Raw genomic sequence first — 13474 nt, forward strand, 5'->3', positions numbered from 1 at the left:
GCTCCGGCGGCGCGGCCGGGCGCATCCCGCACTTCAGCTTAGCGTCGTGGCCGCGGCGTTCTGCGCCGACCGTCCGGGACGCTGCCTCCGGCCGGTCAGGGCACGAGTTCGAGCTGCGCTCTGCCGCTCTCCACGTCGAGCGGCACCGACCAGTGCTCATGGGCGATCTTCCACTGCCCGCCGACCTTGCGCAGGCAGGCGCTGGCGCGCATCCAGGCGGCCTTCACCTCGCCATCCGGATCGGCGCAGCCGCAGCGGCAGAGCCAGTAGGCGAAGGCCAGGGCGTCGGCCGCCTCGATGTGCGGCTCGGCCATTTCCATGACGATCGGCCCCTGGCAGGTGCCGATGCAGTTGCGCCAGTGCTGACGGTAGGCCTCGATGCCCTGGTACTGCAGCTTGCCGATGGTATCGAAGGCCAGGACGTCCGGCGTGTAGCCGACCATGATCGTCTCGAGGTCCTGGCGGCGCACCGCCTCCATCCGCCGCTCCAGCAGGGCGCGGATCTCCTCTTCGGCGGTGGGCTGGCAGGTGTGGTCCAAGATGCTGTTCATGCTGCTTCTCCGATCGGCGGGCGAGGGCTGGCCCGGAGCCGGCCGGCGCCCTGGTGGGCTCGCTTCGATGGGGGAATGCCGTTCAGGCGCGTGTCCGGGACGGAGGGCCCGGTCGCCGGATCGGCCGTCCTGCGCAGTTGAGCCTGCGGGCTGGCGCGGCGATCAGGACGCTTTCGCTCGGGTGGCGGGTTTCGGCGGCACCGCTCAGGCTCTTCTTGCCCGGCGGCGTCGTTCGGTATCCGTTCATTGGCAGGCTCCCTGGCGCAGGTTTCCTGATGGGGGCGGGAGCCGGCCGAAACGCTGGCGCTCCTGTCCCCTCGGCTGGAAATTAGGCTGCGGCTAAGGGGCTAGGTTCAGTGCCGGCAGGGCCGGTGCAGACGGACGGACGTGCAGGACTCGCTCAGTGGCAGTCCATGGCCGTCGCCCGGCGGAACTCGATGACTTCCTCGACCTTGAAGCTGCCGGGGAAGTCCCGGCAGGATTCACAGCTCAGTTGCGGCCCGGGCTTGCCGCGCAGGACCGCGAAGGCTTCGTCGTCGGGCTCGCTGACCAGGCTGGTGTAGCGGGACTCCAGGCGGTGGCCGGTGTCGTCGTCGGCCACCAGCCAGAGGGGATCGTTCGAGTCGCAGGGAACGAAGACGTGCATCTCTTCGTCCATCACCAGATAGCCTCGGTAGATCGAATCGCTGGGCGGCAAACCGTGCTCGGCGGTGTCGCGCTGGGGCATGCCGTCGGTTTCGGTTTTCGAGGCCATGCAGCCGCTGAGCAGGAGGGCGCTGGCGAGGAGGCAGGGGGCTAGACGCATGGGCTTCCTTGTGGGCCGGGGAGATAGTGCCGGTTTGCCATAGAGGATAGGCGCTGGCCCGCAAAGTGCGAAGCAAGACCAAAGGGTAGGCCGCGGGGCAGGGGCGTGCGCCCCTGTCCTCACGGCTGGCGGCTGGCTGTCCTCAGAGCGCCTCGGCCCAGAGGTCGTACTCGTCGGCGTCGGTGATCCGCACGCGGACCTTGTCGCCGGGCTTGAGCTTCTGCTCGCTCTCCACATAGACGTTGCCGTCGATTTCCGGAGCGTCGGCCGCGGAGCGGCCGATGGCGCCCTGCTCGTCGACTTCGTCGATCAGCACCTCGATCTCCTTGCCGATCTTCAGTTGCAGGCGCGCCGCGGAAATCTGCTGCTGGTGGGCCATGAAACGCTCCCAGCGCTCCTGCTTGACTTCGTCGGGCACCGGCTCCAGGCCCATGTCGTTGGCCGGCGCGCCCTCGACCGGGGAGTACTGGAAGCAGCCGACGCGGTCGAGTTGGGCTTCGCTGAGCCAGTCGAGCAGGTACTGGAAGTCTTCTTCGGTCTCGCCGGGGAAGCCGACGATGAAGGTCGAGCGGATGGTCAGCTCCGGGCAGATCTCCCGCCACTGCTTGATGCGGGCCAGGGTCTGGTCCTCGAACGCCGGACGCTTCATGGCCTTGAGCACCTTCGGGCTGGCGTGCTGGAAGGGGATGTCCAGGTACGGCAGGATCTTGCCCTCGGCCATCAGCGGGATGATCTCGTCGACGTTGGGGTAGGGGTAGACGTAATGCAGACGCACCCAGACGCCCATGCCCGACAGCGCTTCGCACAGCTCCAGCATGCGCGTCTTCACCGGGCGGCCGTCCCAGAAGTCGGTCCTGTATTTCAGGTCGACGCCGTAGGCGCTGGTGTCTTGGGAGATCACCAGGATCTCCTGCACGCCGGCCTTGACCAGGCGCTCGGCCTCGGAGAGCACGTCGCCCACCGGACGGCTGACCAGCTTGCCGCGCATGGACGGGATGATGCAGAAGGAGCAGCTGTGGTTGCAGCCTTCGGAAATCTTCAGGTAGGCGTAGTGGCGCGGGGTCAGCTTGATGCCCTGGGGCGGCACCAGGTCGACGAACGGGTCGTGGTCGGCCTTCGGCGGCACCACCTCGTGCACGGCGTTGACCACCTGCTCGTACTGCTGCGGGCCGGTGACCGCCAGCACATTGGGGTGCACGTTGCGGATGGAGTCTTCGGACACGCCCATGCAGCCGGTGACGATCACCTTGCCGTTCTCGGACAGGGCCTCGCCGATGGCATCCAGGGACTCGGCCTTGGCGCTGTCGATGAAGCCGCAGGTGTTGACCACCACCACGTCGGCGTCCTCGTAGGACGGGACGATCTGGTAGCCCTCCAGGCGCAGCTGGGTGAGGATACGTTCGGAGTCGACCGTGGCCTTCGGGCATCCGAGCGACACCCAACCGATGCTCGGCTCTTTCTTACTCATGACAGGTCGATCCCCCGTGGCTGCAAAAGGCGTAGGAAAAATGGCGCGAGAGTATACAGCTATTTGCGCCGTTCCGATCCTCGCCAGGCGACGGACAGCGGCACAGGCCGCTGCATGCCCTCCCGATTGCCTTTATAGAAGGTCGATCCCGAAATGACGGACGATCCAAGCGAACAAGCCGAAGCAGGCGACCGTCATCACGCTGCTTGCCAGCAGCGCGGGCCAGAAGCCCAGGCGCGACAGCAGCGGAGGAAAGGCGAGAAACATGGGCAGCGTCGGCACTACGTACCAGAAGGTGTACTTGGCGTGATTGGCGATCTTTTCCGCTGACTGGTGTTCGGCATGGAGCCATATCAGGGTCAGTAGCGTGATCAGCGGCAGTGAGGCGACGAGGCTGCCCAGCTTGTCGCTGCGTTTGGCTATCTCGGAAACGAGCACCACGATGGCGGCGGTCAGCGCGTATTTGGTGATGATCCAGCCCATGAGGCCTCTTGAGGGTAGAACTGCGGCCCGGTGGGAGGCCCCAGGCATGGCGTCGAAGACGGCAAGGGGCGAGCACGGGTAGAGCAGGGGCTATCTTGGATAGTTCGGGCCCCGGATAAAAGCCGGACTGCTTCCGACGGCGGCGAGTGAGCTGTGGTCCGACCTCATGGTTTTTTGGCTCGGGCCGCCCTGGCGGCCTCGGCTTTCGCCTTCGCTTTGAGCACCAATGCCAGAGGTGGCCAGACGGCACAGGCCAGAAGCAATAGAGCCGCCATGGCGGTTTCCAGGGCATCGGAGCTCGCTTTCGCGGGAAGCGAAGCCCCATACAGCAGCAGGTACGACAGAGCCATCGTTCCGCCCAATGTCGCGCAGCCATAGAGAAATACCCTGCGGCGAGACGCCTTGCCCATTCCGGCGGCCGGCGGATAAATGATCCCCGCCAGCGTCCATGGGATGGCGAGCAAACCGAGGAGCATGACCAGGAAGGGGATGTTCATGCGGCACTCCTGAGATGAAAGCCTGTGATCTGGGCATGACGGGGGAACCATTCGTCGGCTCGATCAGGGGCAACTATGCCGGTTTTCCGCGGTCTGCGAAGTACGGCAGCCCGCCGACCGTGGGGGCGTTGGGACGCCAGCCATTCTGCCCGGCAACCATGTGCCAATTTGGATGTCCTTATAGTGGCATTGGTGATCAGGTTACTCTCCGAGGGCCGGTTGGTGCACTCCGGGGCGTGACTGACTCGGGCAGGACTGCCCGATTGTGCGGATCGCCCTTGCAACTCGTATTGGCGAGTGACGAAGACACCCGACAGGGAGGTTCTGAAATCAATTTGCAGTTGGATGAACCATTGGCTCCGCTGAGCCAGGAGGACGCCCGGAGGAACCGGTTCGACCCGCTGGAACTCTCGAAGGCCGTCGCCTCCTGCCGCGGAACAATCAGGAAGAGTACGGCAAGCGGTATCAAGCGCGACGCCTGATCGCTGCCGTCTAGGGAACTAGTCAAGCCAGAGGACGGAAATCATGAGCAATCCCCGACTGAAACAGGCCATCGAGCAGATGCTGGCCGTCATCGATACCCGGCTTCCCCCGGCCGCCAAGGTGGAGAGGGTGCAAGAAGTGCTGCAACGGGTTTCGGAACCCATGGTGCAGGACGAGTTCGTTCGTTACGACGGCAAGCTCTGCCCGATCTGCGGCAGCAAGAACATCAAGCAGCAGGCGCCGGTGTTCACCGGCAACTACGAAGCCTCGGCCCTTTCCTCCTGCCACGATTGCCAGGCCCGGTGGAATGAACTCTACGGTCTGCGCGGCTATACCCCGTTGTACGAGCACGATCATGCCTTGACGCCCAATCCGCATCAGTCTTTGCGGCAACTATTGGAATGTATCGAGAAGTCGTGACTCCGGTTTTCACCGCCGAAGAGTACAGCATGCTTCTTCATCCGGATTAGGGCATCGACTTCGCGTCGATAGCCTGGTCCGGAGCAGAGTCTGACCGTGCGTAGTTCGGTTCAGGTATCGGTATAAGCAGTTTACGAGCGGAATCCAAAGTCCTCGCCGGGCCTCGGGAATATGGAACGTTATTCTTTTCCAGACGATATCGCCGAAACTAATAGGCCTGCATTTGGCAGTGAGGAAAGTTGAAAATTTCCCATGTTCCGTCACTCCCATTCCGATCGAGAACAGTCGTGAATGCTTTTCCAAGTGCTGGATGGTTCGGGTGGAGGTGAAGTCGCTCGCTATGAATTTCGAGAGATCCAGTCGAACTCTTGGAGTGCCGAGTGAGGAATCCGCTTCCGTGCGGATTATTTCGTTGCCGTGCGAGGATCTAACGTCCCCGGCTTATCGGTGCATACTTCCCGAGTGGATCAGTTGTCCAGCAGTTTGTGCGCGCTGTCCCATGCCGCAAGATTGCGACGTGCCTCCTGAACGAACGGGCTGCGGCGCACCGCTCCCAGGAACATATCGCCCAGGAGGCGGCCAGGCAGGTTCAGCGGACGCTTGAACTGAACCAGCAGCACGACGCGCGTCTCGTTGGTATCGTTCCAGACTTCATGCGGGTAGGTATCGTCGAAGACCATGCACTTGCCGTCTTCCCAGGATGCCGTCTGATCGGCGACCTGAATGCGGCACCGCTCCCTCTGGGTTGGGGTTATCAGGCTCAGGTGGCAGGTGATGATGCGCTTGGTCACGCCGTTGTGCAGCGGGATGTGAGTGCCCGGAGCCAGAATGGAGAAGAAGGCGCTGTTCAGTCCCGGTACTGCCGACAGGACGCGGGCCGTATTCGGGCAGCGGCGGCAGTTTTCCTCGATCTCGTAACCGTAGCCCCAGAGGAAGTACGACTGCCAGGACTGGGTTTTCGCGATGCGTCTATGGTCGGGAGATATATCCCGCAAGGCCGGTATCGAGTCCCTGTCCTTCAGCAGCTGTTCGGCCTCTGCGCGAATGGCCGGGAAGTTGGCCTCCAGCTTCGCCGTCCACGGGAAAGTCTGCTTATCGAAAAAGGGAGTATTGGCAACCAATGAGCTCTTGGCCAAACAATGATTGAACAGGGGCCGCAGTTTTTTTCCGGTCCTGTATACAATGCTGCGTTTGACTTTGTTACTGGCCTCATAAGTCGAAGAAATATTGCTGGTCATCGAGATTTCCTATTTCCACTTCTATGTATTGCCTTGACGCTCTGAAGTTGTGAGCCAACTACCGATTGCATCGGCTGTGCCGAATTGAAATCGGCCCGGAATATACACATGTTTTCGTAGTACTGCTTGCCCGCCTTATTCGATGATTGTTTATATGAAAAATATTGAAATGATGGGGCTGATGGGGCTGTATTGGAAATACCGGAGTTATTGACTTAAGTATTTGCCACCTTGGCCTCCACTACACGTCGATCTTTCCTGGGCATGGGGGCCGGGAAGCCGGAGAAGTTGGAGAGGCCAAGGACAGCTGCCTCTCTCTCATGCCGACTCGTGTCCGAGTCCGCCTCGATTGCCTGGGCTGGCGACGCGGGCGCCAAGGGTATCCATTTTTCATGCTTTATTCACGAAAATTTCACTTATCTGGGTCGAGGCATGACCTGTATCAAAGTGACTCCCCGAAGCGGGATCCCGAGAAAGTTGGCAAAAGCCGGCTGCTCTGCCGAATCCATGGAGCCAATGCCGGCCTCACAACAGGGGATCGCTGACCGGTACGATCAGATCCGGCCCTTCATTGCGTACATTCCCAACTGCCCGGTTTACCGGGAACCATTCGAACGCTTCGGTTGGCTGACCGTGGTACCTCAGCAACTCCTCGGCTCGTTCGGAGGGGAGGTCGGGATCGAGCCATTCCCGCGCCACGTCGGGAGGCAGCACCAGCGGGCGCCGGTCGTGGATGTCGAGCAGCCCGGTATCCGTGGCTGCGGTGATGATGACGAAGCCGTCGTTTCCTGGTTCGGCGGATTCGCCCTCGGGCCTTCGTGCCATGGCGGCGAAGAACATGGGCTCGCCGCTTTTCAGGCGGATGAAGTAGGGCTGCTTGCGTTTCGGGTTCTTCGCGTCCTTCTTCCATTCGTACCAGCCATCGGCGGCCACCAGGGCCCGGCCGGATGTCCATATTCCCCGGAAGAATCTGCTGGAGGCGGCTGTCTCCATGCGCGCATTGATCGCTGGAGGCCGCTTGCCCTGCGCCCAGAAGGGCGCATATCCCCAGGTGACCGGCTGCAGATGCAGGCCGTCCGGTTGCCGGTAAAGGATCGGCACCCGGGTTCCCGGCGCCACGTTGTACCGGCCGATCGGCGTTGAGTCCAAGGCGTCGGCCAGCGGGACTTCGCAGCCTAGCGCTTTCAGGTACTCGACTGCGGTTCGGTGTTGGCTGAGTCGTCCGCACATGCTCCCCTCCGCCATGGTTCGCCTCTCCTCGATAGACCGCGGGCAGGCCTCAGGTATCTCCCCTCCGGTAAGACTGCTTTACCGGAAACGGAACGGCGGCTTGCGGGATCGGGGGCGAGCGCCGAACATAGATGCGCCTCGTGACGAGTCCGACAAGCCGATCCGTCCGACGGCAAGCATTCCATCCTGAGAGGTTTATTGATGAAAACGTCCCGCTCCATCGCTCTGGCCGCATTCCTGACCATGACGGCGGGTTGCACGGCGTCCGCGTTCAACCTGGACGATGCCGCCAGGATGACCTCCGCGGTCACCGGTACCCCGACCACCAATGTCGGCGTGCTGGGCAATTCGCAGACCGCGACCCTGATCAATACCCTAGTCGCCCTCAATGTGACGCCGCTGCAGGCGCTGGGCGGTACCGGTGCCTTGCTCGGTCTGGCGAAGAACCAGCTGCAGGAGACGGCTTATGCGCAACTCGCCCAATCGGTGCCGGGGCTGGAGAGTCTCACCGGCAGCAATGCGCTGAACCAGGCGAGCGTCCTGGGTAGCCTGCTCGGGCAATCCCCCGGCATGACGCAGGCCTCCGAGCTGCTGGCCAACGTCAACAGCATGAATGATGTGAACCAGACCTTCTCCGCCCTGGGCATGCAGCCGACGATGGTCGGGCAGTTCACTCCGGTCCTCCTGCAATACCTGGGCAATCAGGGCGCGAGCGGCCCCCTGCTGCAGAGTCTGGAGGGTGTCTGGGGCGTGAACGGCACCCTGGCGAACCCCGCTCTTCCGGGAGCCGCCACGGGCGCCGCAACCGGCACGGCCACCGGTCTGTAAGACGGCCCGGGCGCCCTCGTTCGTCGGCGAGGGCGTTGTCTCGAGTTTTTTCCCGCTCTGGTTTTCGCCGGTAGCGCTGTCTTAACTCTAATGTCCAGCGGTTCGCCATGGCGGCATACCGCACGACGGAGGAGGGGATGGCATGCTGTCGCGGCGGAGCTTGATCGAGGCATCCCTGGGCTCGGCCATGCTGCTGGCGGCATCCCGCTCGTCTCTGCTCATGGCTACCGGGGAGCAGATGCTGGTCCGGTCCATCCCCGCCAGCGGTGAGTCGCTGCCGGTGATCGGCATGGGCACTTCCGGCAGCTTCGATGTGTCCGCCAGCGAGGAGGCCCTGTCCCCGCTACGCGAGGTGCTGCGACTGTTGCTGGATAAAGGCGGTCGCGTTCTCGATACCGCCCCCAGCTACGGTCGTGCCCAGACGGTCAGCGGCTTTCTGCTGGAGCAGGGCGGCTGGCGCGAGAACGTGTTCCTCGCCAGCAAGCTCGGCGTACGCGGCCGCGAGCGTGGCCTGGCGCAGTTCGAGGAGAGCCTCGGGGCGCTGCGCAGCAAGCGTCTTGATCTGTTGCAGGTACACAACCTGATCGACTACCGCACCCTGCTCGGTCTGCTGCGCGACCTGAAGGCACAGGGCCGCATCCGTTATCTGGGCGTCACCCACTATCTGGAGGCGGCCCACGACGAGCTCGTGGGCATCGTCGAACGCGAGCCGCTGGATTTCCTGCAGATCAACCTGTCCGTCGTTTCGCGCAATGCCGAGCGACGGCTGCTGCCGCTGTGCCGCGAGAAGGGCGTGGCGGTGCTGATCAATCGCGCCTTCGAAGGCGGCCAGCTGTTCGCCCGGGATCAAGAGCCGGGAGTTGCCGCGCTGGGCGGCGGACATCGACTGCAGCTCCTGGGCGCAGGTGTTTCTCAAGTACGTGATTTCGCACCCGGCGGTTACCTGCGTGATTCCGGCTTCCTCCGATCCTCGCCATATGGCCGACAATCTGCTCGCCGGGTTCGGTCGCATGCCGGATACGGCGCAGCGCGCGCGGATCGCCGCCTATTTTGCCTGAGCGAACCATGACCGCTCACGGTTGGGGCGAACGCTTCTGCCGGCTGTTGGGCGTTCGGCGCGAGGAAGCGGGTGCGGCCCTGGCCGGCTTCGCCTTCTTCTATTGCCTGTTCACCGGCTACTTCATGCTGCGTCCGTTGCGCGAAACCATGGGCGTCACGGCCGGGGTCGATCGGCTGCAATGGCTGTTCAGCGCCACCTTCGTGGTCATGCTGCTGGTTGCTCCGCTGTTTGGCGAGGCCGGTGCACGGGGGCCGCGGGTGCGCCTCGTCGACTGGGTCTATGGCTTCTTCGCGCTCGACATGCTGGTCTTCGCCGGGCTGTTCGCCATCGCCCCGGACAACGTCTGGACCGCACGGGTATTCTTCGTCTGGTTGTCGGTGTTCAACCTGTTCGTCGTTTCGGTGGCCTGGAGCCTGATGGCCGACGTGTTCCGTACCGAGCAGGCCAAGCGGTTGTTCGCCTTCATCGCCACGGGTGCCAATGTCGGCGGACTCAGCGGCCCGCTGTTCGGCGGCCTGCTGCAACCCGCGGGGCTGATGGTTCTGGCTGCGCTGCTGCTGGGGCTGACCCTGCTGGTCAGCGATATCTGATGCGCTGGCGCGCGGTGGCCGGTGCCGGACTCGGTCATTCGCCGCGGAGGACAACCCGCAGTGGCCGATGGGAGGAAACCCGTTCTCCGGCGCCCTGCGCCTGGGCTCTTCCTGGTTTCTGGCCGGTATCGGTCTGTTCGTGGTGCTGCTGGCCACGACCAGCACTTTCCTCTATCTGGAGCAGGCGCGGCTGGTCGCACAGCTGTTCCAGAGCACCGAAGAGCGAGTGCGCATCTTCAGCCTGCTGGATTTCATCGTGCAGATCCTGGCAGTGCTGACCCAGCAGTTCTTTACCGGGCGGATGGCCAGGCGTCTGGGCCTGTGCTTCCTGCTCGGCATGCTGCCGCTGCTGGTCTGCGTCGGCTTTCTGTTGCTCGCCTGGTCACCGGGCTTCGTCGTGCTGGCGGCGGTGATGGTCCTACGCCGCGCCGGCGAGTATGCCCTGATCCGGCCGGGGCGGGAGATGCTGTTCACCACGGTGGATGTGGAGGCCAAATACAAGGTGAAGAACTTCATCGACACCGTGGTCTATCGCGGCGGCGATGCAGCCGGCAGTTGGCTGAAGGCAGGGGGGGATGGGCTGGGCTACGGGGGAATCGCGCTGGTCGGCGCCTTTTGCGCCGCACTCTGGGGCTGCGCTCGGCTTTTCGCTCGGCCTGCATGCCGAGCGTGCCGCTCAGGGAGAATTGGGCGAAGAAAGGTGGAAATGAAAAAGGCCACTCGATCGAGTGGCCTTTTCTGATTTGGTTGCGGGGGCAGGATTTGAACCTACGACCTTCGGGTTATGAGCCCGACGAGCTACCAGACTGCTCCACCCCGCGTCTGATGAGTTGAATTCTACAGCGAAACGTATCGCTGTCAAGTTTTTCCTTTAAAAAGCCTTTTTTCTTCAAATATTTAGCAAAGCTCGGGAACGACAAAAGCTGGCTCCATGCCACTTCTGTGGCTGGAGTCGGCCCGAGCACGGCATTTCACTCGTTGTAGACGATCAGGTGGAAGCGGCCGTCTTCCGCTCCGGCGGCGACCAGCCGTTCGGCATCGTTCTCACTGATGTGCTTGCGCAGCTCTCCCTTCTCGATGATCGACATGCGTGCCTCCGGATCGGTGCTCACACGGACCTCGGTGATGGGCCATTCATGCCTGGTCCCTTCATGGGTGAAAATGCAGGTGGAGCTGTTGGTGTCGATTTCGATGCTCATGGGGATGCCCTCGCTGGTCCGGACTTCGACACGAGGCTGGCTGGCTGCTGCCAGCCAGGGGCGCTCTTCATCATTGGAGCCCGAAATGTGCGCGGGGTTCAGATGCCCTCGGTGCGGGTGAATTCCTCGGTGGCTCGCAGCACCTGTTCGCGCCAGTCGTTGTTCCCCCTGGCCAGCAGAGCCACGGCCTGGCACATGGCCTGGAAAGCCTCGCGGTAGAGGGTCGGATCGTCGCGGCTCACGGCTTCGTCCGCGTGCTGCCGTGCGCGCTGCAGCAGGGCGTCCACCTCGTTCGGGTCGAAAGACATGATGCGTCCTCCATGGGAGTGTCGCCTTGTAAGAGTAGACCAACGGTAGCTGAGGGCCCGGCTCCGTCGTGCGATCCTGCGACGAAAAATATTCGTCAATATTTCGACGAATATTGCCGTTCTTTGCTGTCCGATGGCTGCATGTCATCCCTGCTGTCTAGTTATCCTCAGGAGTAATGCGATGTTAAGGATGTTCGTACTGGCAATCAGCTTGATGCTTTCCCCTCTGGTGCTCGCCGAGGATCTCGTCAAGCTGCGCAACATGGCCCTGATCAAGGTGGGGCACAAGAACTACCTCCAAGGAACCGCGGTGAACACCTCGGGACGCGATCTGAAATCGGTGTCTATTCATTTCGACATCCTGAAGGCCGGTAAGGTCGTCGGTAGCCGGGATACAGAGGTCCACTCCGTCGGGGCCGAAGAGGCATGGCGGATCTGGCTGCCCATCGATATCGAGGGGCCCGACGGTTTCCGTGTCGACAGGATCGTCGCCGGGGAGTACTCCACGCACGAGAGCGGGGTGGCAGTGCAGTGAGCCGGCATTTCCCCTCCCGTTCGAGCGGGGCGGTGCTGACGGCGGGCACGTGACAGGATAGTCTGCAGGCAGCAACCCCACCCAGCATCCTGCAGCAGACCATGAGCGGCCGGAAAATCGTCCACGTCGATTGCGACTGTTTCTACGCGGCCATCGAGATGCGCGACGACCCGCGCCTGGCCAGGCAGCCGTTGGCGGTGGGCGGTTCGCCCGATCGGCGAGGCGTGATCGCCACCTGCAACTATGAAGCCCGTGCCTATGGCGTGCGTTCGGCCATGTCTTCCCGGCATGCGCTGAAGCTCTGCCCCGATCTGCTGATCGTCAAGCCGCGATTCGACGCCTACCGTGCGGCGTCCCGGGAAATTCACCGGATCTTCCGCGACTACACCGAGCGCATCGAACCGCTGTCCCTGGACGAAGCCTATCTGGACGTCTCCGCCAGTCCGCACTTTTCCGGTAGCGCCACGCGCATCGCCGCGGACATTCGCCGGCGCATCTGGCAGGAGCTGCACATCACCGTGTCCGCCGGAGTGGCGCCGAACAAGTTTCTCGCCAAGATCGCCAGCGACTGGCGCAAGCCCAATGGCCTGTTCGTGATCACTCCAGGCGAAGTCGATGCCTTCGTCGCCGACTTGCCGGTGAGCAAGCTGCACGGGGTCGGCAAGGTGACGGCGGACAAGCTCGGCCGCCTGGGTATCCGCAACTGCGCCGAGCTGCGCGAGTGGGACCGGCTTGCGCTGGTGCGCGAATTCGGCAGCTTCGGCGAGCGCCTCTGGCAACTGGCGCGGGGAATCGACGAGCGGCCGGTGCAGGTCGACAGCCGGCGCCAGTCGCTGAGCGTGGAGCACACCTACGATGTCGATCTGCCGGATCTGTCCGCCTGTCTGGAGCGCCTTCCGCTGCTGCTGGAGGAGCTGGACGGACGCCTGGAGCGGCTGGATCGCAGTTATCGGCCGGACAAGCCCTTCGTCAAGGTGAAGTTCCACGACTTCACCCAGACCACTCTGGAGCAGGCCGGTGCGGGCCGCGATTTGGACAGCTACCGCCTGCTGCTGGGGGCCGCCTTCGCGCGCGGTGCCAAGCCGGTGCGCCTGCTGGGCGTCGGCGTACGGCTGATAGATCTGCAGGACCGCCACGAGCAGCTGGAGCTATTCGCCCGCTGATCGCTGAAAGCGCTCGGTCTGGCCGATTCAGGTTGGTTTAAGCGGCGCTTCGTACTCTTGCCATGACACAAAATCACGACAGGAGAACGGTCATGCGTTATTTCGCCTTCGTTTTGTTTTCCATCATCTTCGGAGTGAGCCTGGCCCGAGTGATCGGGCCCTGACGCTTTGCCCGCGGTTCAGGCTTTCGCCTGGCATTTGGGGCACAGATGATGGCCGTCACGGCTCAGCCAGCCGAGCTCGGCGATGCGGCGCTCGGCGGCTTCGGTGCGGGCAGTGTCGCCCAGGGCGGCATCCACGGCGAATTCGAAGTCGAGTCGGGCGCCGCAGCCGTTGCATTCGACCTTCCAGTTATGAATGGCCAGTTCCTCGAAGACCGGGCCGTTGGCCACGGCCACCCAGTGACCGGGCGGATTGATCAGCATGCGGACCTTGTCCACCGTGAGCCTTTGATACAGCTCGCGGCTGCCCCTGAGGGTCACCAGCAGGGTATCGCCGCTGCGGATCGAGCCGCCGGTGCCGGAAACCTGATAGCGCCCAGGCGTGAGGGCGCGGCATTCGGTCAGGGTGTGCTGGGGGGTGAGCAGGCTGTAGCGGAAATCGTGTTCGGCCATGG

Annotated in this window: 14 protein-coding genes, 1 tRNA gene and 2 pseudogenes; 6 read left to right on the forward strand and 11 right to left on the reverse strand. The window is 63.1% G+C overall.

Annotated features, from left to right (window positions below):
* Positions 1-95: 95 nt before the first annotated feature.
* The 5 genes from ACFOJE_RS17715 to ACFOJE_RS17735 form a co-directional block, all read right to left on the reverse strand.
* The gene (locus ACFOJE_RS17715; RefSeq protein ID WP_377816006.1) at positions 96-551 is read right to left on the reverse strand and encodes a YybH family protein; all 456 of its coding nucleotides are present in this window, start codon (positions 549-551) and stop codon (positions 96-98) included.
* A gap of 400 nt (positions 552-951) precedes the next feature.
* The gene (locus ACFOJE_RS17720) at positions 952-1356 is read right to left on the reverse strand and encodes a hypothetical protein (RefSeq protein ID WP_377816007.1); all 405 of its coding nucleotides are present in this window, start codon (positions 1354-1356) and stop codon (positions 952-954) included.
* Positions 1357-1498: 142 nt separating this feature from the next.
* A complete protein-coding gene (gene rimO / locus ACFOJE_RS17725; protein ID WP_377816008.1) occupies positions 1499-2824 on the reverse strand; it encodes a 30S ribosomal protein S12 methylthiotransferase RimO in 1326 nt (441 codons plus the stop codon).
* Positions 2825-2956: 132 nt separating this feature from the next.
* Positions 2957-3307 (reverse strand): DUF3147 family protein, encoded by a 351-nt coding sequence (locus tag ACFOJE_RS17730; protein WP_377816009.1) that lies wholly within the window; start codon positions 3305-3307, stop codon positions 2957-2959.
* A gap of 164 nt (positions 3308-3471) precedes the next feature.
* Complete coding sequence (locus ACFOJE_RS17735; protein ID WP_377816011.1) at positions 3472-3804, reverse strand: hypothetical protein; 333 nt, start codon at positions 3802-3804, stop codon at positions 3472-3474.
* A 525-nt stretch (positions 3805-4329) separates the two neighbouring features.
* Here ACFOJE_RS17735 and ACFOJE_RS17740 point away from each other — a divergent pair.
* The gene (locus ACFOJE_RS17740) at positions 4330-4707 is read left to right on the forward strand and encodes a hypothetical protein (protein WP_377816012.1); all 378 of its coding nucleotides are present in this window, start codon (positions 4330-4332) and stop codon (positions 4705-4707) included.
* Between the two features lie 467 nt (positions 4708-5174).
* On the opposite strand, the gene ACFOJE_RS17745 is transcribed toward ACFOJE_RS17740, so the two are convergent.
* Together ACFOJE_RS17745 and ACFOJE_RS17750 are read right to left on the reverse strand one after the other, a co-directional pair.
* Entirely contained in the window at positions 5175-5945 is a 771-nt protein-coding gene (locus ACFOJE_RS17745) for an aspartyl/asparaginyl beta-hydroxylase domain-containing protein (RefSeq protein WP_377816013.1), read from the reverse strand.
* Positions 5946-6470: 525 nt separating this feature from the next.
* Positions 6471-7175, reverse strand: a complete 705-nt coding sequence (locus ACFOJE_RS17750; protein WP_377816014.1) for an SOS response-associated peptidase family protein — start codon at positions 7173-7175, stop codon at positions 6471-6473.
* Positions 7176-7376: 201 nt separating this feature from the next.
* Between ACFOJE_RS17750 and ACFOJE_RS17755 the strand changes: the two genes are divergently transcribed.
* From ACFOJE_RS17755 to ACFOJE_RS17765, 3 genes and pseudogenes are all read left to right on the forward strand, one after another.
* Positions 7377-8003: a DUF2780 domain-containing protein gene (locus tag ACFOJE_RS17755; protein ID WP_377816015.1), complete on the forward strand. Its 627-nt coding sequence runs from the start codon at positions 7377-7379 to the stop codon at positions 8001-8003.
* Positions 8004-8145: 142 nt separating this feature from the next.
* Positions 8146-9061 (forward strand): annotated as a pseudogene (locus tag ACFOJE_RS17760) (aldo/keto reductase).
* A gap of 7 nt (positions 9062-9068) precedes the next feature.
* Positions 9069-10363, forward strand: a pseudogene (locus tag ACFOJE_RS17765) (NTP/NDP exchange transporter).
* Positions 10364-10397: 34 nt separating this feature from the next.
* Here the strand turns inward: ACFOJE_RS17765 and ACFOJE_RS17770 are convergent.
* From ACFOJE_RS17770 to ACFOJE_RS17780, 3 genes are all read right to left on the reverse strand, one after another.
* A tRNA-Met gene (locus ACFOJE_RS17770) sits at positions 10398-10474 on the reverse strand.
* 150 nt (positions 10475-10624) lie between these two features.
* Entirely contained in the window at positions 10625-10852 is a 228-nt protein-coding gene (locus ACFOJE_RS17775; RefSeq protein ID WP_377816016.1) for a DUF3203 family protein, read from the reverse strand.
* 98 nt (positions 10853-10950) lie between these two features.
* The gene (locus ACFOJE_RS17780; protein WP_377816017.1) at positions 10951-11160 is read right to left on the reverse strand and encodes a hypothetical protein; all 210 of its coding nucleotides are present in this window, start codon (positions 11158-11160) and stop codon (positions 10951-10953) included.
* A gap of 190 nt (positions 11161-11350) precedes the next feature.
* On the opposite strand from ACFOJE_RS17780, the gene ACFOJE_RS17785 reads away from it, so the two are divergent.
* Both ACFOJE_RS17785 and dinB read left to right on the forward strand, forming a co-directional pair.
* On the forward strand, positions 11351-11695 hold the full coding sequence (locus ACFOJE_RS17785; RefSeq protein ID WP_377816018.1) for an FxLYD domain-containing protein: 345 nt from the start codon (positions 11351-11353) through the stop codon (positions 11693-11695).
* A gap of 101 nt (positions 11696-11796) precedes the next feature.
* Positions 11797-12858 carry a DNA polymerase IV gene (gene dinB, locus ACFOJE_RS17790; protein ID WP_377816019.1) on the forward strand — a complete coding sequence of 354 codons (1062 nt, stop codon included), beginning with the start codon at positions 11797-11799 and terminating at the stop codon, positions 12856-12858.
* Positions 12859-13037: 179 nt separating this feature from the next.
* Here dinB and ACFOJE_RS17795 read toward each other — a convergent pair whose 3' ends face one another.
* Positions 13038-13472 (reverse strand): hypothetical protein, encoded by a 435-nt coding sequence (locus tag ACFOJE_RS17795; protein ID WP_377816021.1) that lies wholly within the window; start codon positions 13470-13472, stop codon positions 13038-13040.
* Between the last annotated feature and the right edge of the window lie 2 nt (positions 13473-13474).

Origin of the sequence: Azotobacter bryophylli (assembly GCF_042643485.1) — a bacterium.
Taxonomy (GTDB): domain Bacteria; phylum Pseudomonadota; class Gammaproteobacteria; order Pseudomonadales; family Pseudomonadaceae; genus Azotobacter; species Azotobacter bryophylli.